The sequence below is a fragment of the Streptomyces sp. ADI95-17 genome, assembly GCF_003846175.1.
In the GTDB taxonomy this organism is placed as follows: Bacteria; Actinomycetota; Actinomycetes; order Streptomycetales; family Streptomycetaceae; genus Streptomyces; species Streptomyces sanglieri.
Genome location: NZ_ML123046.1, coordinates 519,947 through 537,625, shown reverse-complemented (window position 1 = coordinate 537,625; position 17,679 = coordinate 519,947). Strand labels below are relative to the sequence as shown.

The following is a 17,679-nucleotide window of genomic DNA, read 5'->3' as shown; positions in this document are numbered from 1 at the left end:
CGGCCACCGGCCGCCCCCAGCCCGCCGACCACAGAGGAACGATGACCGCTCGACAGGTGACCATCGAGGATGTCGCACACGCGGCCGGAGTCTCCCGCCAGACCGTCTCGAACGCCCTGAACGCACCCCACCGGCTGCGCGCCACCACCCTCGCCCGGGTCACCGCGGCCATCGACGAACTCGGTTACCAGCCCGACCAGTCCGCGCGCAGCCTGCGCACCGGAACCCGCAAGGTCATCGGCTATCCCGCCCCCACCGACAACCCCGCAGACCCCAACCCGCTGATGGGCGGCTTCCTCCAGGCGCTGGTGACCGCGGCCGACGCAGTGGGCCACCGCATCCTGGTGTTCCGCTCCGACCCGCAGCAGGGCGCCGGAGCGGTCGCCAGGTCCTTCAACGGCCTGATCGCGGCCCGCCAGGTCGACGGGTTCGTCCTCTCCGACGTCATCCACGACGACCCCCGCGTCGATGTGCTCACCGAGGCCGGTTTCCCGTTCGCCGCTTTCGGCCGCACCGCCCCCGGCCGCCCGCAGAACTGGGTGGACATCGACTCCACCGCCGCCACCGCCGCCCTGACCGGACTCCTGCTCGACCAGGGCCACCGCCGGATCTGCTACCTCAACTCCGCCGCGTCCCTGCCCTGGCTCGCCGACCGCAGGGCGGGCTTCCTGCACGCCGCGGCCGCCGCCCCCGACGGAGCCTTCGAGGTCGGTGTCCCCGACGACGACCCCGCCGCGCTCTCCCATGCCGTCCAGCGCCTGCTCACCGGCCCCGACCGCCCGACCGCCCTGGTCTGCGCGACCGACTGGCTCGCCGTGACCGCCTACCAGGCCGTCCGCGCCGCGGGCCTCGCCGTCGGCGACGACGTCGCCGTCACCGGCTTCAACGACATCCCGCTCTGCACACTGCTCCAGCCCGCCCTCACCAGCGCGCGCCTGCCCCTGGCCGCCATCGCCCACGCCCTCGTCGACCGGCTGATCACCGCCGTCGAGGACCCCGCCGCCGTCCCGGCGAGCGGGCTGCTGCTACCCGCGGAGCCGGTCGTGCGCGGCAGCACGCCGCATCGGTGACGGCGGCCCCGCGCGGCGGGGCCGAAGCCAATGAGAGCCGTGCGAGGTTCTCGCGGGCATCGTCGAGAAAGGCCGCCATGACCCACGTGATCGAAGCCCCCCGAACCGAGGACGCCGAGTCCCTGGGGCCTGTGCAGTTGAGGGCCTGGCTGCAGACGTATCCCCATGAGGAGGCGGGGATTGACGAGAGATGGATACGCGAGCACCGGGGCTCCTCCGCCACCGAGGAAGGGATCGCTCAGTGGCGGGAGTTCATAGTGGCGGCGAAGCAACGGCCGGACCTGCTGTTCTGCCGTGTCGTCCGCTCCGGTACGGAGATCGTCGGTTTCCTCTGCGGCCGCCGGGACGACATGGTCGTCCTCGGGCCGATGTATCTACTGGACGAGGCTCAGGGCAAAGGTGTCGGGGGGCGAATGATGAGCGAATTCCTGGCCTGGGCGGGAAGCGCACCCATGCGCCTGTGGGTCACCGAGTACAACGAGCGCGCGGTCCGCTTCTACGAGCGCTACGGATTCAAGGCCACGGGTGAACGGGAGATCTGGCGGGGAAGGCTGCCCAACGTGCGCATGATCCGCGACTCCACATCGAGTGACAGCCTCGGCTGAGCCGCCCGGTTCCCGGTCGGAGACCGGCCACCACGGGCTTGGGGCGCCGGCTGTCGTGGGTGTGGGCCGCGGAGAGCCCGACGACCGGAGACAGTGCGGGCCCACCGGTCCCGACGCCGGAGTACCCCGACGACTTGGCGGAAACAGCCTGTCCGGAATGGGCCGTCACAGTGTTCGTCGGTCTGCCGTTCACTTGGGGGAAGCGGTGCGACGGACGAGAGGTGCTCACAGTGTGGCGACCCCTGAGGTACCTGGTGCTCGCCGCAGGGACCGGTCTTTCGGCGGTCGCGGTGACGGCCGTGCACGGCGCCGCCCTTCCGCTCGCTGTCACGGTGTACGCCGATGCCGTCATCGGCCTGTGCTGGCTCATCGTCCTCGGCCTGCTCCTCGGCAACCGCCGGTCCCCGGACGCACCCGGCGACAGCACTCCTGGCCCCCGCCGCCACCGCGCCGTTCGTTATTCCACCGATGGTGAGCCTGTTGCCCGTTCCCACTGGAACACTCGCCACCGCTACTGATCCGGCCAAACTCCCGGTACACCGAGGCCCGTCCGTCCGCGCTCTGCGACCATGACCGACGACCACCCCTGCCGAGGAGCGCAGTGTGACCAAGCCTCAAGTGAGTTCGGCCGTCATGACCCACCCCGTACGACTCGCTCAGGCCCAGGACCTCGCTGACCGGCTGCGGCTGGACGGCCTCGCCCTCGACCCCGCCCCGGAGGGCCCGCCCTCCGCCCTGCGCACCGCTCTGGTTGCCTGGTCGGCCGCTGCCCCGGAGGCCAGCCACCACCTCGTCGTCCAGGACGATGTCGACGCCCCTGCCGAGCTCCTGGAGATCGTCACCAACGCCGCCACCCGGTTCCCCGACGAGGCGCTGGTCTTCTACACCAACTGGCACGCCCGCAACGGCGCCGCCGCCCGTCTCGCCGCCCTCGCCGGTGCCTCCTGGGTACGGGCCGTCCCCGACGAGTTCACGCCGTCCCTCGCTGTCTGTCTGCCGGCCCGGAGCGCCGCCGCGTTCCGCGCCTACGCCCGTGACAGCGCCGAGCGCCATGACGACGAGCTGCTCTCCGTCTTCTTCCGGGGGCGTGGCCGGATGAGCCTGCTCGCCGTACCGAACATCGTCGAGCACATCGGGACGACCAGCATCAACGACCATGCCGCCCAGGGCATCCGTCTCGCCGTCTGTCCCACCTCCGCCGCGGACGCCGCACCTCTGCTGGACCGGGGCCGCGTACTGGAGGAGCCGGGCTGGATCCCGTACATGCGGTATGGGGAGGGCTACATCCGGCTCGTCGGACAGGAGCACGGCGCCGACGGCGGGCGCGGCCACCACCGCTGGCGGGACGCCCTGCCCGCGACCGGCCTCACGGAGGACACGGTCCGCGCCGCGCGGGCCGCGCATCTGCCGGAGGACCTCGCGGCGGAGGTGGCCCGGTCCTTCGGCGGCGCGTTCGCGGAGGAGCTGTGGACCCACTGTCTGCTGCTCGGACGGCAGGCCGTCCATGCATCGCGCCGCCTGGGGCCGCACCCGGAGGGGGTACCCGCCGACGCGCTCGACCGACTGCGGCACTCCGCCGTGGCCACCGCCGGACCCGCCGGACTCCCGCCCGAACGCCGCCCCGAGGCGGGCCCGGACGAGGTCCGTGCGATGGCCGCGCTCGCGTGGACCGCTGTCCGCGCGGGCGAGGGTCTCTCCTAGGGCCGCCGGTCCCCGGCCCGGTGCGTGATCCACACTCCGGGTTCCCAGTACGCGGCCAGATCCCGCGCCCGGTCGACCCGGAGCGGTGCGAGACCACCGGGGAAGACGTACTCCCCGTCCTCCGGGAAGGCGAGGCCCGTCCAGCTCTCCCACTCGGCGACCGTCCCAGTGATCCGCGAGGAACGCCCGGACGCCGCCGCGAGGGTGCCGCCCGCGCCCACCTGGGTCCGGATCCACGGGTCGAACGGGGTGCCGTCGTCCCGGGTCCACGCCGCGTACCGCTCGATCAGCACCAGTGGATACCGCTCCTTCCAGGTGGGACGCACCGGTACCAGGACCGTCGCGAGACCGGCGCGCCGTGCCGTGTCCGACATCGCGTCGAGCAGCACCTTGGACAGCCCCCGGCCCTGATGGTCCTCCGCGACCTCGATGCCCAGCGCGCACAGCGCGTCCGGGGCGCGCCCGGCGTCGCGGTCCGCGAAGGCCCGCGCGATCGAGTCGTCCAGGCCCGGACCGAGGTCCGCCGCGGTGCCGTCCCAGGTGCGGGGCAGCGAGCGGCCGGCCCCGACGATCGTGTCGTGCTCGTCGTCGTACAGGACGAACTGGAACTCCGGGAAATCGTCGAACAGCCGGTTCCAGTAGTCGCCGTTGATGTCTCCGTGCAGGTTGTACTCGGGCACCACGCCGGCGAACCGCTCGGGGATGCGGTCCCACAGCTCGGGCCGTTCCGAGTGACGAACCAGTGCCAGGGCCATGGTGCCTCCTTACCGGGCGGGGACCTCGACGTCCCAGACGACGACGATCGGGAGACCGTCCCAGGCGGCACGGGCCGCGTCCGCGATGAACTCCTCGTAACCACCGGGCGCGAGACGCCCGTTGAACAGCGGCTCGTGGCAGCCGCGCACCCGCAGCCCCGCCTGTCCGAACGCCTCCAGGTAGCGGCTCGGCAGATGGACGTGGTTGCGGACGAAGGCGAGTTCCTCGGAGCCGTGCACGAAGAGACACTGTCCCTGGAGCGCGATCACGAACGGGTGCATGTCCGAGACGACGATCCGCCCGCCCGGCCGGACCACCCGGGCCAGCTCCGCCACGGCGGGGGCAAGGTCCGGAAGGTGCGTCATGGCCAGCGAGCAGACGGCGAGATCGACGGAGTCGTCGTCGAGCGGCAGACGTTCCAGGTGTCCCACGCGGAACTCGGCGTCCGGGGCGTGCTCGCGGGCCTTGGCGATCATCTGCGGCGACTGGTCGACGCCGATGACCCGGTGACCGGAGGCGGTCAGCGCCCGGGTCTGGCGGCCGGTGCCGCAGGCGGCGTCGAGGGCCGCTCCCGGTGCGATCCCGTCCAGGATCGTGCGGACGACCGGCTCCTCCACCTCGATGTACGAGCTGGGCAGCGAGTCGTACACCGCCGACCAGGACGCGTAGCCCGCCGCCGCGTCGAGCTCGCTGACCAGAGCCCCGCCGTCCGGAAGCTTCTCCTCGTCGAGGGCGAAGCGGCGGATCTCCGCCACCCGTTCCTGGAGGAATTTCCCGTCACCGTCCACGGCGTGGCGCAGCAGCGCGAGCCCCTCGATCCCCAGCACCAGTTCCCGTACACGGAATTCACCGCGGAATTCATTGCTCATGCGAGCCCCTCACCGGTCGACGGACGGCCCGTGCCTTATTCCGGATCCGCCCTACCCAGAAGGTGGGACAGAAAATCTCGCCCCACTCGCCGTGTCCGAAAACAGGGCACGGAATGGCCGGTTGACAGCACCGTTGTCGCCCCCGTGACGACTCCCTAGCATGAGCGGCATGATTGAGGGATATCTCGGACGTGAAAGCGTCGCCGTCGGCGGGGAAATGACACTCCATCTCTCCACCGACGCCCCACGGTTCCGTCTTCGTTTCTACCGGCTCGGCCGGGAACTCATACCCGTCGGGGAATCCGGGGAGCATGCGGGCACCCGGCACACCCCGCCCGACCATCCCGACGGATTACCCGGGCTCGCTTCGCCCGCCGACGACTGGGACTGGCCGCCGCTCGCCCTTCCCGTACCGGAGGACTGGCAGCCGGGAATCCATCTGGTCGAATTCATCGAATGCGGCCCGGGCCGCCCCGGGAATCCTCCCCTCCTCGGCGCGGAGCAGCTCGAAGGGCACGCCAGAGAGTTCTTCGTCGTACGCCCCCGCACCCCCGGCAGCCGTTCCCGCATCCTCTACAAGAAGTCCACCTTCACCCGGCACGCCTACAACCGTTCCGACCGGCCCGGCCTGGATCGCGCCGTCAGCCTCTACGACCATCCCGTCCACCGGGCCGGCGGTGACGGTGAACCCCGAGGTCACAAGGTCAGCCTGCACCGCCCCGGAGGCGTGATCGACCTCGCCTACTGGGACGCGCCCTTCGTGGCCTGGCTGGAACGCCACGGCTACCCCGTCGAGTACTGCACCGACCTCGACCTGCACGAGGACCCCGGGCTGCTCTCCTCGTACGACCTCCTGCTCAGTGTCGGGCACGACGAATACTGGAGCGCGGCCATGCGCACCCACGCGGAGCGATTCGTCCACGACGGCGGGAACATCGCCTTTCTCAGTGCCAACGCCTGCTGGTGGCGGGTGCATCCGACCGACCGGAACACCGCTTTCGTCTCGGACACCGATCACCACGTCGGCGACGAATATCCCCACCTGCCCGCAACCGACCAGTGGTGGGCGCCCGTTCCCGACGGGGTCGGCAATCCGGAGAACGCGCTCACCGGGGTGAGTTTCCGGAACGGTGGAATGTGGCCCGCCACCGAATGGCCCGGCGACCGGCCCCGCGTCGGATACACCGTGCAGCACGCCGATCACTGGATCTTCGAAGGCACCGGATTGCGCGACGGATCCGACGGGGGAACAGCGGACCGGCTTGGATCGGGAACGCCTCTCATCGGATACGAATGCGACGGAGCCGCGTTCTCGTACGACGAGAGCGGAATCGCCCGTGCCACCGGGGAGGACGGAACTCCGGACTCCTTCCTCATTCTCGGAATTCACGTCCTCGAACCGGTGCACGAGGACTTCCATCATTTCAAATGGGGTCACTGGAACGGTCCCGTGCGCGAACCGTCCATCAGCAGCCCGCGTGCCGCGACCATGGGCCTCTACACCGCCGGCGGCACCGTCTTCACCGCGGGTACCACGGACTGGCCCGTGGTCTGCGGACTCGAACAGGACCCGGCCGTCGTCCGTGTCACCCGGAACCTCCTCGACCGTCTCCGCCACCGGAGTCCACTGCCGGGATGAGCTCCCGCAGGCCGGTGATCCGCGCCGCCCCCTCCGGCAGGGGCGGCGCTACACCGTCGACCGCCCGGTCGGGCCGCCACAGGTGCACCGCCCGCATCCCCGCCGTCAGCGGACCGAGCACATCGGGTACCCACATGTCCCCGACGAACAGCACCCGGTCCGCCGGCAGCGCGCAACGCTCCACCAGCGTGCGGTAGATCAGCGGATGCGGCTTGCGGGCACCCGCCTGCGCGGAGCCCACCACCACATCCACGGCCCCGCCGATCCCCACCGCCGCGACACACTCCTCCAGGTTCCAGAACCAGTTGGAGCACACCCCGATCAGCAGGCCCCGGGCCCGCAGCTCCGCGAGCACCCCGGGCACGTCCGGGTAGAGGTCGAGCCGAACCGCCTTCATCGCCCGGTCGAGTTCGGCGACCAGGCCTTCGAGCTCGGCCTCCGGCACACCGCAGGCCCGCGCCCGGCGCCGCAGCCGGTCGCGCTCCCACGTCACGTACGCCGTCTCGTCGGCCGAGTGCGCGGCGTGTTCCTCGCCCTCGCCGGGGCCCACCGACCACTGGTCGCCCCAGAGTTCGCCCTGTGCCGCAAGGCCCCGGCGGGCGAAGATGCCGCGGTGGTCCGGCGGCAGCGGTTCCACCATCCGTACGAGCGTCCCGTAGAAGTCGAGGACGACCGCGCCGATCCCGTCCGTGACCACCGCGGATTCGCCTAGAACCGGCCGTACCGGTGCGGGAAGTAGTCCTCCATGGTGCCGTCCCGCTCGATGTCTACGGTCGCGCAGTGCAGCCCGCCGCCGAACGGCCCGACCGCCCGGAACGGCACCGGCACGATCTCGAACCCGTACGAGGACAGCTGCTCGGCGAGCCGCACCTCCTTCTCCTCCACGCACAGCGTGTTCTCGTCGAGGTTCAGCATGTTCCCGGCGAGCCAGGGGCTGCAGAAGGACAGCTTCGGCGGATGATCCCAGCTGGCCGGCTGCACGGCCTCCACGATCTCCCAGTCGTTGAGCTTGAAGAACTCCATCAGCTCGGCGTCCGCGAGCCGCTCTCCGCAGTGCAGCACGAGGCCGGGCCGCAGCGGCACCCAGGTCGCGTCGATGTGCAGCGGATGCGTGTTGGTCGAGGTCACCGCGTGCACCCGGTGGTCGGGGAAGTGGCGGCGCAGCCACTCGTAGCCGCTCCTGTTGGTGACGAACGACAGCTGCACGAAGAGGTCCTTGCCGAACCGCGCCACGTCCGCGGCGTCGAAGAGCGGCTCCGCCTCGGTGAGCACCAGATCGTAGTCGCGGACCCTGGCCAACTGCTCCTCGGTCGGCAGGTCGTTGTACGTGTCCCAGAACCCGGTCTTGTAGGAGGCGTCCGTGAGCCGCGGCTTGGGCGCGGCCTCCCAGCGCATCCGGTCGTCGGCGTCGAACAGGCTTTGCAGGACCGGCCGATAGCACAGGTACTCGAACCAGCGGCTGCGGTACGACATGGTCGCTTCGAGGACCTCGTTGCCGACCGTGAGCAGCAGGTCCCGGGGCGGCATGCAGCCGAACATCGAGTCGTGCGTCCACTCCGGCGTGGACACCTCCTGGGTGAAGTCGACCGGGGTGGGTCGGTCCACCCGGACGCCGCGCCGTCGCAGCATGTCCGCGAAGTCGTCCAGCTGCTGCTCGGCCTCGGCCACCATGTCCGCCGGCATCGGACCGTACGTCCCCAGCGGGAAGCCGTCGTCGGGGTAGTCGCGGCGCACCGCGTGTTCGGGGGCCTGCACCACGGTGCCCTCCGCGCGGCCGACGATCACATGCCGCAGGGGATCCCAGCCGTTCCATGCGTTGACCCGCACGGGGCGCTCGGAGCCGGCGGGGGCGGAGGTGTCGGACACGGTGGTCGTCTGCTCGGTCACGTACAAGCCCTTCGATCGGGGTCGTGGAGTGCCGCAGAGGCTCAAACTGCGGGCAGCACACCGTCACCGTCAAGAGCCACTCGGCTACTCACCGAGGCATTCACGTCACTGTGGCCTGAGTGCGGCCCCCCGTCCCCCGGGCGGCCTCCGGCATCGGCGCAGCGCAGCGCAGGGACGCTGGGCCCTTCGTGGGAAGCACACCGTTGTCTTCCGGCCGAAACTCCGTGTCGCGGCGGGGAGCTCCGGTCCGCGGGGTAGTGAGAAGACCGTCGCCCGAGTCCCGAACGTCTCGATGAATCCCGCACGGAGGAATCCATGACACTGCGTCTGCCCCGCCGATCCGGGATCCTGGGAGCCCTGTTGCTGCTCACGGTGGTGGGGTGCAGCTCGGGAGAGGGCGGCGCGCCGGGCGGTGGCTCGGGCGGCGATCTGACCGTGTGGCTGACCGTGGACGCCCGCGAGAGCTGGCCGGAGATGGTCGCCTCCGCCAACCAGCGGTTCGCGAAGCAGCACCCGGGCGTGAAGGTCGATGTCCAGTACCAGCAGTGGACGACGAAGAACCAGAAGCTGGACGCCGTCCTCGCGGGCCGGAACGTGCCCGACGTGGTGGAGATGGGCAACAGCGAGACCACCAACTACATCGTCAACGACGCCTTCGCACCGCTGGACCCGAAGACCTTCGAGCGGTCCGGGCAGTGGCTGCCCGCGCTCGCCGACGCCTGTCGCCACGACAACCGGACGTACTGCGTGCCGTACTACGCGGGAGCTCGTGTCGGTGTCTACCGCACCGACTACTTCAAGGGCGCCGGGATCACCCGCGCCCCGCGCACCTACCCCGAGCTGATCTCCGGCCTGGACCGGCTCAAGGCGAAGTACGGTAGCGAGGACCACGGCTTCTCGGCCCTCTACATGCCCGGCCGCTACTGGTCCGCTGCCATGGCCTTCGTCAAGGACGCGGGCGGTGAGATGGCGGTGGAGAAGGACGGCCGCTGGCAGGGTGCCCTCTCCTCGCCGAAGTCCGTGGCCGGGCTCACCGCCTGGAAGAAGCTCCTGGACGACTACTACGTCGGCGACCGGGCGAAGGACAACGGCGACCAGCCGGCCGTCGTCGGGCAGGGCAAGGTCGGCGTCTTCTACGGCAACACCTGGGAGGCGCAGGCCGCCGCCGACGCCCGCTCCGGGGGCGACCCGCGCCTCAAGGGCAAGTTCGCCACCTTCGCCCTCCCCGGCCCGTCCGGGAAGCTGCTTCCGCCGTTCCTCGGGGGCTCCACCCTGGCCGTGCCCGCCAAGTCGCGGAACCAGGAGCTGGCCGCCGACTGGATCCGTGTGTTCACCGACGGCGAGTCGCAGCGGAAGCTGATCGCCGCCAACACCCTCCCGAACAACACCGTGCAGCTCGCCGATGTCGCCGCCGGAGGGATCAACGGTCCGGCCGCCCAGGCCGCGGCGCGCGGCTGGGTCACCCCGCTCGCCCCCGGCTGGACCTCGGCGGAGAAGTCCAATGTGCTGCCCGAGATGCTGGAGCGCATCGCCACCGGAAAGGCGTCCGTGCGGGACGCCGCGCGCGAGGCGGACCGCAGGATCGACGCGGTGATCAATGAGCGCTGATCCGGCCGGACGAAGGCCGCGCCCCCGCCTGCCCTATCTGCTGATCGCCCCGTCCTTCCTGGCCCTGCTCGTCGTCCTCGGCTACCCGCTGGTCGACATGGTGACCCTGGCCTTCCAGGACATGACCCGCAAGGAGCTGTTCAGCGGTGCGGCACCGCCCTGGGCCGGTCTCGGACAGTTCCGGACGATCCTCGGCGACGGGTTCTTCTGGACGGTGGTGGCCCGCACGGCCCTGTTCACCGTCGTCTGCGTCTCCCTCACCATGGCGCTCGGCCTGATCGTCGCGCTGCTGATGCGGCGGACCTCGCCATGGGTGCGGGCGGTCCTCGCCGGTGTGCTCGTCGCGGTGTGGGCGATGCCGGTGATGGTCGCCGCGGCCATCTTCCGCTGGCTCTTCGACGCGGACTACGGGCTCGTCAACTGGCTCATGTCGACGCTGCCCGGCATCGACCTCGCCCGGCACAACTGGTTCACCGACCCCTGGCAGGGCTTCGCCGTGATCACCGCGGTGGTCGTCTGGGGCGCGCTGCCGTTCGCCGCCGTCAGCCTGCACGCGGCCCTGACCCAGATCCCGCCGGAACTGGAGGAGGCCGCCCTGATCGACGGCGCCCGCCCGTCCCAGCTCTTCCGCTACGTCACCTTCCCCGCGATCAAGCCGCTCTTCGTGATGGTCACCACGCTGATGGCGATCTGGGACTTCGGTGTCTTCAACCAGATCTGGCTGATGCGCGGCGGTCAGCCGGAGCGTGAGTACTACCTGCTCGGTGTCTACTCCTTCATCGAGTCGTTCGCCGTCAACCGCTACAGCACCGGAGCCGCGATCGCCCTGGTCACCGTCGTACTGCTGCTCGCCGGTGCCGTCGTGTACCTGCGGCAGATGCTGAGGCTGGGTGAGGCGGAATGAGCGCACGGAAAGGACGAGGAGCGACGGCCGTGCGGCGGCCCCGACGCCGTTACGACCTCCTGGGACTGCTCGTGGCCGCCCTCCTCGGCTTCCCCGTCTACTGGATGGTGCTGACCGCGTTCCGGCCCGCGACCGAGATCCTCAGCCTGCCGCCCGAGTTCTGGCCGAGCCACCCCACGCTCGGCAACTTCGCCCGCGCGATGGGTACGGAGACCTTCTGGCCCAACGTCCGCTCCAGCGCCGTCATCGGGCTCGGCACCGTCCTGGTCTCGCTCGTGGTCGGCACCCTCGCCGCGTTCGCCCTGGCCCGCTTCCGCTTCGCCGGCCGCAAGGCGTTCGTCGTGGTGATCCTCACCGTCCAGATGATCCCGCTCGCCGCCCTCATCATCCCCGTCTACCTGCTGCTCAACGACGCCGGTCTCACCGACAGCCTCGGCGGCGTGATCCTCGTCTATCTCGTCTTCACGCTGCCGTTCACCGTGTGGATGCTGCACGGATTCATCGCCGCGATCCCGGCGGAGCTGGAGGAAGCGGCGATGGTCGACGGCTGCGGCCGGTTCGGCGCCTTCGTCCGCATCATCCTGCCGCTGCTCGCCCCCGGGCTCGTCGCGACCTCCGTCTTCGCGATGGTGCAGGCGTGGAACGAGTACGTCCTCGTCTATGTCCTGCTGTCCACCCCGGAGAAGCAGACCCTCAGCATCTGGCTGGTCTCCTTCCAGACCAGCTTCGGCACCGACTACGGCGGTCTGATGGCGGGCGCCACGCTCACCGCCCTGCCCGTCGTCATCTTCTTCCTGGCCGTCCAGCGCAAGATCGCCGCGGGACTGGCCACCGGAGCGGTCAAGGGCTGAGCGACAGCCCACCGCGACACCGGCACGACCCGCGCCGACACCCGTACATCCCACAGAGGAGAACCCTGTGACGCACGACCGTCTCGACCTCGTCTCCAAGCTGTACCAGCCCACGGGCTGGCCCCGGATCCTCCAGGCCGCCGCCGGCGAACCCTCCTCCGCGCCGCTGGTCGTGGACCTCGACCCGACCACGTTCTGCGACCTGGCCTGCCCCGAGTGCATCAGCGGAAAGCTCCTCAACCAGGGCCGGTTCACCCCGGAACGGCTCGCCGCCCTCGCCGAGGAACTCGTCGCCATGTCCGTACGGGCGGTGGTCCTCATAGGCGGCGGGGAGCCGCTCGCCCATCGCGGCACCCGTAAGGTCTTACGCATCCTCGGCGAAGCGGGTCTGGCCGTCGGGGTCGTCACCAACGGCACGATGATCCGGCAGAACCTCGCCGAGCTCGCCCGGTACGCCACCTGGGTCCGGGTCTCCGTCGACGCCGGGACCGCCGAGACGTACGGCCTGTTCCGGCCGGACCGCAAGGGCCGCAGCGTCTTCGACAAGGTGATCGAGAACATGCGGCTGCTCGCCGCCGAGAAGACCGGCGCCCTCGGGTACTCCTTCCTGGTGATGTCGCGTCAGGAACCGGGCGGGCCGACCGTGACCAACCACCACGAGGTGCTGCGCGCCGCCGAACTCGCCCATGACATCGGCTGCGACTACTTCGAGACCAAGGCCATGTTCGACGACGACCACCACATCGTGCAGGTCCCCGGCGAGATGCTGGAGTCCGTCGACCGCCAGCTCGCCGAGGCCGCCCGGCTGGAGAGCGAGAGCTTCCAGCTCGTCAACTCCTCCACCCTCACCTCGCTGCGCGGCCACGTCGGTGCCGTCCAGCCCAAGGAGTACGACCGCTGCCGGGTCGCCGAACTCCGCACGCTGATCACCCCGTCCGGGGTGTACGTGTGCTCCTACCACCGGGGCAATCCGCTCGCCAAGATCGGCGACGCCGTCACCGACGACCTCGCCACCATCTGGCAGGACGCGGACCGGCGGGGCATCGTCGACCCCAGCCGGGACTGCCGGTTCCACTGCGCGCGCCACCGCTCCAACCTGGAGCTGGAGCGCATCGCCCGCGGAACCGGCGAACTCCCCGACGGGCAGGACTACGACCCCTTCCTCTGACCTCCCGCCACCGGTACCGGCTCCCGCCGGGCGCCCGGGGCCGCCGTGGTGGGCACGACCCGGGCCCCCGGATGGGAGACGCACAGCGCCCGCGCGAGGCGGGCCGCCGTCTCCGCCGCTTCGTCCGCCGGGCAGATGCCGACCAGCGCACCGCCCCCGCCGGCCCCGCTGAGCTTCAGCGGCAGGCCGGCGGAGCGCAGCGCGACGGCCCGCAGCTCCTCCAGGAGCGGCGTCGACATCCGCTGGTGGTCCCGCATGGCCTCGTGGGCGGCGGTCATCGCGGCCCCGAGCTCCGCCAGGTCCCGGCGGCGCAGCGCTTCCCACACCCGGCCGGACGCCTCGTCGGTCGCCGACCGGTAGGCGGCCAGCGCGGGGTCGCCGGAGGCGAGCTGCGCCCGTACGTCACGGATGTGGTGCCGGGTGTCCTTGCGGGTGCCGGAGTCCACGACGATCACCCGCCACCGCTCGGGGAGCTCCAGGCGGTCGCGTACGACGGGGAGCCCGCGCTCGCGGCCGTCGAGGAGGAGCGCACCGCCCTCGACGACCGCGAGATGGTCCATGCCGCCGCCGTTGAAGACGGCGAACTCGAACTCGTACGCCCACTGCGTGATCGTGGCGTCACTGACGCGCCGCCCGCCGAGGGAGGCGTCGGCGAACGTCCGGAACAGCGCCACGATCCGTGCCGTGGACGACGACAGACCGCTGGCCGCGGGTGCCTCGCTGCGTACCGTGACGGCGGGCGGCCGCGGGCCGAGTCCGGGCAGCCGCTCGCGCAGGAACGCCCACACCTCCCGCTGCCAGCCGTCCTCGGCCCCTTCACGGGGCGCGGGGCCGGGGCCGGTCTCCACGGTCGTCATCAGGCCGAGCGCAAGACTCACCGACCGGCCCCCGCCGAGCCAGTCCAGGTCCTCGCCGGACAGGCAGGCCCGGCAGGGCACCGCCGCGCGTATCGGGTCCATGGCGTTCACCGGGCTTGAAACCTGCCTTCCACGCGGAACCTCTCGTACATGGACAGCACCACCTCCGTGGGCGGGTGCAGTGGTCGGGGCGGGGCGTCGAGCGGCCGGAACAGGGCCTGCCGCACCTCGTCGGCGCCGGGCGACAGCTCCCCCGCCCAGCGCCGGGCGACGAAGCAGAGCGCGAAGCAGTGCGTCACGTCCCCGTTCGGATAGGTCAGGGTGTGCACCTTGGGGTCGGAGAGCGTCCCGAACGCCGTCAGATCCTCCCGCTCCACCCGCAGGCCGGTCTCCTCGGCGACCTCGCGGACGGCGGCGTCGGCGAAGTCGCCGCCCTCCTCGCAGGAGCCGGCCGGGAGCTCCCAGACCCCGGTGTCCGCGCGCTGCTGGAACAGCCCGCGGCCCTCGGCGTCGATCAGAAGCACCTGTGCGCCGGGCACCAGCAGCGTTCTGGAGCCGACCTGCCGGCGCAACGACCAGATGTAGGAACCGGTGTAACTCATCGTGTGCGTGTCGCCTTCGTCGCAGTCCATGCGCCCCATGGGGCCCGTCAGCGCGCAGCGTGTCACGCCTCTTCCGGATCGCCGGACTCCTCGGCCAGCCAGCGTGGCATGGCCTCCGGCGTCTCCAGCAGCCACCGCACGTACCGGTCCACTCCCTCCCGGACCCCGATGCGCGCCTGCCAGCGCAGCAGCTCGCGGGCGCGCTCGACACAGGCGTAGCCGCCGAGCGGATCCCCGTCGGGGCGCGGGGTGACGATCCGCCGCGATCCGGGGAAGTACGGGGCGATCAGATCGGCCACCTCGCGGACCGAAGTGGGCCGGCCCGTGCCGACGTTGACGGTCTGCCCGGCCATCTGTTCCTCGGTCAGGGCGAGGGCGGTGGCCTCGGCGATGTCGTCGACGTGGACTAGGTCGCGGACCTGGTTCCCGCCGCCGTTGAGCCGCATGGGCCGGCCGAGGCGCGCCTGGAGCGAGAGCCAGGGCACCATCCAGGAGTGGCTGCCCGGTTTGGGGATCTGGGGCTCGCCGTACACGGAGAAGTAGCGCACCACCGCGTACTCGGTACCACTGGCGGCACCGAGCATCAGCCGGGTCTGGTGCTCGGCCCAGAGCTTGCCGTTGGCGTACACGGACACCGGGTCGAGCGGCATGTCCTCGTGGAAGACCTGCGGCCCCTCGACGCCGGGCACGCCGTTGCCGTACACGGATGCCGAGGAGACGAGCACGAGCCGGCGGACCGGGAACCGCGCGGCCTGCTCCAGGACGACCTGGGTTCCCTCGACGTTGGCGCGGAAGGCGATGTCCGGGCGCCGGGTGCAGGCCGCGACGTCCGCGTAGGCGGCCGCGTGGACCACGAAGTCGGCCTCCCGCAGCAGCGTCCCGACGGTGTCGGCGTCGCGGATGTCGCCGACGACCAGCCGGGCGCCGCTGCGCGCCACGCCGAAGGTCTCGTGACCGGACTCGGGATAGGCGTCCATGCGGTCCAGGACGGTGACGGCGCATCCGGCGCTCCGGAGCAGCGCGACCAGTCTGCTGCCGACGAGTCCGCCGCCGCCGGTCACGACGACGCGGGCATCGCGGAGCTTGTCGAGCCGGGAGCGGACGGTCTCCTCGGCGGCGGCAGTGGTCAGGTGGGGTAACGCAGGCATGACAGCCTCTTTCCGGCGTCGGGGGAGGTGCACGCGGTTCACGGACCCTGGCGTGCCGGGCCCAGCATCCATGGGCCCGTCGTCCGCCTGCCAGAGGGCCATTTCGGCACTCTTGCGGGCCGTCGGCACCGCCCGTACTGTCCGAATCCGGCTGGCGGACAGGCTCCGGACGGACGCCCGGTGCGGTCCGGGCCGATCCGGACAGAGGGAGGACGTATGGCACGCCAACGGCTCAGCGCGGTGGTCATGACCCATCCCAGACGCCGGGCGGCGGCCGAGAAAATGGCCCTGAGCGCGCCTTCCGGCCTTCTGCGGGTGGTCATGGACCCCGACCCCACGGGCACTCCGTCGGTGCTGCGCACCGCTCTCGCCGCATGGTCGGCGATCGAGGAAGGGGCCACACATCAATTGGTGGTCCAGGACGACATGGTGTTGTCCGAATCCTTCCTGGACCGGGTCCGGCTCGCGATCGAGGAGCTGCCCGACGCGGCGCTGGCCCTGTTCGCCCTCTGGGACTCCCGCAACGGGGCGGCTGTGCGGCTGGGGGCGATGGCGGGCGCCCGCTGGGTGGGCGCCGTCAACGAGTACTTCCCGTGCGTGGCGATCGTGCTGCCGCGCCGGATCGCCGAGGGATTCGTCGCCTACGGCAGAGAACGGCTCGGCGGCTGGCCCGACGACATCCTGATGCACCGCTATCTGAGCGCCCTCGGTGTTCCGCGCTATGTCGCCGTACCCAATCTCGCCGAGCACGAGGACCGCGGCTCGATCTCCGGAAACGCCTTCCGCGGCCCGCGCCGCTCGGTCTGTTTCCTGCCGGGGGACCGGCCCGGGAAGGAGGGTGAGACCCTCACCGGCCTGACGGTGCTGCCGTTCTTCAAGCACGGGGTGGCGCGGTGCGCGGTACGGGTCCCGGGCCCCGGCCCGGAGCAGTGGCTGCACCTGGACACCGAGCAGTACCTGCACGGTGCCGGGCTGCCCGCCGCGCTGCTGCGCCCGCCCGGCGCCGGATCGACCGAGCCGGACGTCAAGGGCACCTGGCTGACGGCTCTGGCCATGGGCTTCGAAGCCGCCCGCGCCGGACTCGCCACCCCGCCCACGGCTTCGGAGGCATACGCGGAGGCGGTGGCGACGATCGGCCCGGGCGGCATCAGCAACGCCGGCACGGAGGAGCACATCGCACGCCGCCGCGAACCCCTGGCCGAGGTGGCGCGGCGGGCGCTCCAGGCCGGGCGCGAAGCCGCCGCCGAGCACCGCACACGCCCCCGGCCCGCGGGTGGCGTCGTCTGGCACGGGGCGGCGACCCCGCTCGGCGAACATCTCGCGCGCAGGCTGGCCGACCGGCAGGAGCGATCCGCCGCCGTGATCGACCTGACGCGACTGCATTCCGCCGAACCGGAGGTGACGGTCCATCCGCATGGTGACCCGGCCCCGTACACACTGAGCGTGGGTGAGCTCTACGGCCCCGGCTGCTCACGCCACACCCCGATCGGCCGCATGGTGTGGGATGCGCTGCGCAGCCACCCGGTCAGGGCCGAGGGCGACCCGGACGCCGAGGTGTATCCCGTCCATGTGAACGACCTCGCCGACGCGATCGTGGCAGTTCTGCGTGCCCGGCCGGAGAACCGCGTCATCGCGGTCGCCGCCGAGAAACCTTGCACGGCGGCCGAACTCGCACAGGCCGTGCACAGTGCCGTACGGCCCGTACCGGTGCGGGCGGTGACGGACGCCGAGCCAGGGTGGCACACCCCGGCCGGCACCCTGCGCCCCCCTGGCTGGACACCCGCGACGGGCCTGGCGGGCGGACTTCATTCCTTCGCCCAGTGGCTCGCCTACGAGGGGGTACTGCTCGAATCGGACTGACCGTCGGCTTGTCCTTTGGCCCCTGCGCCGTGAGAGGAACAGCAAGAGACGTTGCCGGCCCGCGGTTCCTGTGGGACTCGACCTCCACCCGCTTGGTAGGCGGGGAGCTGCCCGTGGTTCGGAGCGAGGTGGGAGAGCAGCTACGGGGTACCGC

General features: G+C 71.3%; 17 protein-coding genes. 10 read left to right on the top strand and 7 right to left on the bottom strand.

Annotated elements, in window-relative coordinates:
* The first annotated feature begins 41 nt into the window (after window positions 1–41).
* The 4 genes from EES42_RS16305 to EES42_RS16290 all read left to right on the top strand — a co-directional run bounded on the left by EES42_RS16305 (window position 42) and on the right by EES42_RS16290 (window position 3,376).
* Window positions 42–1,070, top strand: coding sequence for a LacI family DNA-binding transcriptional regulator (locus tag EES42_RS16305; protein WP_124718945.1), 1,029 nt, complete (start codon window positions 42–44; stop codon window positions 1,068–1,070).
* 77 nt (window positions 1,071–1,147) lie between these two features.
* Window positions 1,148–1,675: a GNAT family N-acetyltransferase gene (locus tag EES42_RS16300; RefSeq protein ID WP_124718944.1), complete on the top strand. Its 528-nt coding sequence runs from the start codon at window positions 1,148–1,150 to the stop codon at window positions 1,673–1,675.
* 230 nt (window positions 1,676–1,905) lie between these two features.
* Window positions 1,906–2,193 carry a hypothetical protein gene (locus tag EES42_RS16295; RefSeq protein WP_124718943.1) on the top strand — a complete coding sequence of 96 codons (288 nt, stop codon included), beginning with the start codon at window positions 1,906–1,908 and terminating at the stop codon, window positions 2,191–2,193.
* 85 nt (window positions 2,194–2,278) lie between these two features.
* On the top strand, window positions 2,279–3,376 hold the full coding sequence (locus EES42_RS16290) for a hypothetical protein (RefSeq protein WP_241196403.1): 1,098 nt from the start codon (window positions 2,279–2,281) through the stop codon (window positions 3,374–3,376).
* Here the strand turns inward: EES42_RS16290 and EES42_RS16285 are convergent.
* Window positions 3,373–4,131, bottom strand: coding sequence for a GNAT family N-acetyltransferase (locus EES42_RS16285; protein ID WP_124718942.1), 759 nt, complete (start codon window positions 4,129–4,131; stop codon window positions 3,373–3,375). The genes EES42_RS16290 and EES42_RS16285 overlap by 4 nt on opposite strands.
* Before the next feature lie 9 nt (window positions 4,132–4,140).
* Window positions 4,141–5,001, bottom strand: coding sequence for a class I SAM-dependent methyltransferase (locus tag EES42_RS16280; protein ID WP_164495249.1), 861 nt, complete (start codon window positions 4,999–5,001; stop codon window positions 4,141–4,143).
* Between the two features lie 169 nt (window positions 5,002–5,170).
* Between EES42_RS16280 and EES42_RS16275 the strand changes: the two genes are divergently transcribed.
* Window positions 5,171–6,640, top strand: a complete 1,470-nt coding sequence (locus EES42_RS16275; RefSeq protein WP_164495248.1) for a N,N-dimethylformamidase beta subunit family domain-containing protein — start codon at window positions 5,171–5,173, stop codon at window positions 6,638–6,640.
* Here the strand turns inward: EES42_RS16275 and EES42_RS16270 are convergent.
* Both EES42_RS16270 and EES42_RS16265 read right to left on the bottom strand, forming a co-directional pair.
* Entirely contained in the window at window positions 6,588–7,337 is a 750-nt protein-coding gene (locus EES42_RS16270; protein ID WP_241196402.1) for an HAD family hydrolase, read from the bottom strand. The genes EES42_RS16275 and EES42_RS16270 overlap by 53 nt on opposite strands.
* An 11-nt stretch (window positions 7,338–7,348) precedes the next feature.
* The gene (locus EES42_RS16265) at window positions 7,349–8,527 is read right to left on the bottom strand and encodes a serine/threonine protein kinase (RefSeq protein ID WP_241196401.1); all 1,179 of its coding nucleotides are present in this window, start codon (window positions 8,525–8,527) and stop codon (window positions 7,349–7,351) included.
* Window positions 8,528–8,842: 315 nt separating this feature from the next.
* On the opposite strand from EES42_RS16265, the gene EES42_RS16260 reads away from it, so the two are divergent.
* The 4 genes from EES42_RS16260 to EES42_RS16245 all read left to right on the top strand — a co-directional run bounded on the left by EES42_RS16260 (window position 8,843) and on the right by EES42_RS16245 (window position 13,058).
* Complete coding sequence (locus tag EES42_RS16260; protein WP_124718940.1) at window positions 8,843–10,135, top strand: extracellular solute-binding protein; 1,293 nt, start codon at window positions 8,843–8,845, stop codon at window positions 10,133–10,135.
* Complete coding sequence (locus tag EES42_RS16255) at window positions 10,125–11,039, top strand: carbohydrate ABC transporter permease (protein WP_124718939.1); 915 nt, start codon at window positions 10,125–10,127, stop codon at window positions 11,037–11,039. Before EES42_RS16260 ends, EES42_RS16255 begins: the two co-directional genes overlap by 11 nt.
* Window positions 11,040–11,068: 29 nt before the next feature.
* Window positions 11,069–11,890, top strand: a complete 822-nt coding sequence (locus EES42_RS16250; protein ID WP_346775395.1) for a carbohydrate ABC transporter permease — start codon at window positions 11,069–11,071, stop codon at window positions 11,888–11,890.
* 67 nt (window positions 11,891–11,957) lie between these two features.
* Window positions 11,958–13,058, top strand: coding sequence for a radical SAM protein (locus EES42_RS16245; RefSeq protein ID WP_124718938.1), 1,101 nt, complete (start codon window positions 11,958–11,960; stop codon window positions 13,056–13,058).
* Here EES42_RS16245 and EES42_RS16240 read toward each other — a convergent pair.
* The 3 genes from EES42_RS16240 to EES42_RS16230 are packed head-to-tail and all read right to left on the bottom strand — an operon-like array spanning window position 13,040 to window position 15,665.
* A complete protein-coding gene (locus EES42_RS16240; RefSeq protein ID WP_124718937.1) occupies window positions 13,040–14,017 on the bottom strand; it encodes a mevalonate kinase family protein in 978 nt (325 codons plus the stop codon). The two genes, EES42_RS16245 and EES42_RS16240, sit on opposite strands and share 19 nt — an antisense overlap.
* Window positions 14,018–14,022: 5 nt before the next feature.
* On the bottom strand, window positions 14,023–14,547 hold the full coding sequence (locus EES42_RS16235) for an NUDIX domain-containing protein (protein ID WP_241196400.1): 525 nt from the start codon (window positions 14,545–14,547) through the stop codon (window positions 14,023–14,025).
* 32 nt (window positions 14,548–14,579) lie between these two features.
* Window positions 14,580–15,665, bottom strand: coding sequence for an NAD-dependent epimerase/dehydratase family protein (locus EES42_RS16230; protein ID WP_124718936.1), 1,086 nt, complete (start codon window positions 15,663–15,665; stop codon window positions 14,580–14,582).
* Window positions 15,666–15,881: 216 nt separating this feature from the next.
* On the opposite strand from EES42_RS16230, the gene EES42_RS16225 reads away from it, so the two are divergent.
* On the top strand, window positions 15,882–17,525 hold the full coding sequence (locus EES42_RS16225) for a hypothetical protein (protein WP_124718935.1): 1,644 nt from the start codon (window positions 15,882–15,884) through the stop codon (window positions 17,523–17,525).
* The last annotated feature ends 154 nt before the right edge of the window (window positions 17,526–17,679 follow it).

Excerpts from the sequence above, each read along its gene's own strand:
- EES42_RS16300 (WP_124718944.1), top strand. The coding sequence starts at position 1,148 with ATGACCCACGTGATCGAAGCCCCCCGAACCGAGGACGCCGAGTCCCTG.
- EES42_RS16275 (WP_164495248.1), top strand. The coding sequence starts at position 5,171 with ATGATTGAGGGATATCTCGGACGTGAAAGCGTCGCCGTCGGCGGGGAA.
- EES42_RS16235 (WP_241196400.1), bottom strand. The coding sequence starts at position 14,547 with ATGGACTGCGACGAAGGCGACACGCACACGATGAGTTACACCGGTTCC.
- EES42_RS16285 (WP_124718942.1), bottom strand. The coding sequence starts at position 4,131 with ATGGCCCTGGCACTGGTTCGTCACTCGGAACGGCCCGAGCTGTGGGAC.
- EES42_RS16280 (WP_164495249.1), bottom strand. The coding sequence starts at position 5,001 with ATGAGCAATGAATTCCGCGGTGAATTCCGTGTACGGGAACTGGTGCTG.
- EES42_RS16230 (WP_124718936.1), bottom strand. The coding sequence starts at position 15,665 with ATGCCTGCGTTACCCCACCTGACCACTGCCGCCGCCGAGGAGACCGTC.
- EES42_RS16240 (WP_124718937.1), bottom strand. The coding sequence starts at position 14,017 with ATGGACCCGATACGCGCGGCGGTGCCCTGCCGGGCCTGCCTGTCCGGC.
- EES42_RS16225 (WP_124718935.1), top strand. The coding sequence starts at position 15,882 with ATGGCACGCCAACGGCTCAGCGCGGTGGTCATGACCCATCCCAGACGC.
- EES42_RS16260 (WP_124718940.1), top strand. The coding sequence starts at position 8,843 with ATGACACTGCGTCTGCCCCGCCGATCCGGGATCCTGGGAGCCCTGTTG.
- EES42_RS16305 (WP_124718945.1), top strand. The coding sequence starts at position 42 with ATGACCGCTCGACAGGTGACCATCGAGGATGTCGCACACGCGGCCGGA.
- EES42_RS16255 (WP_124718939.1), top strand. The coding sequence starts at position 10,125 with ATGAGCGCTGATCCGGCCGGACGAAGGCCGCGCCCCCGCCTGCCCTAT.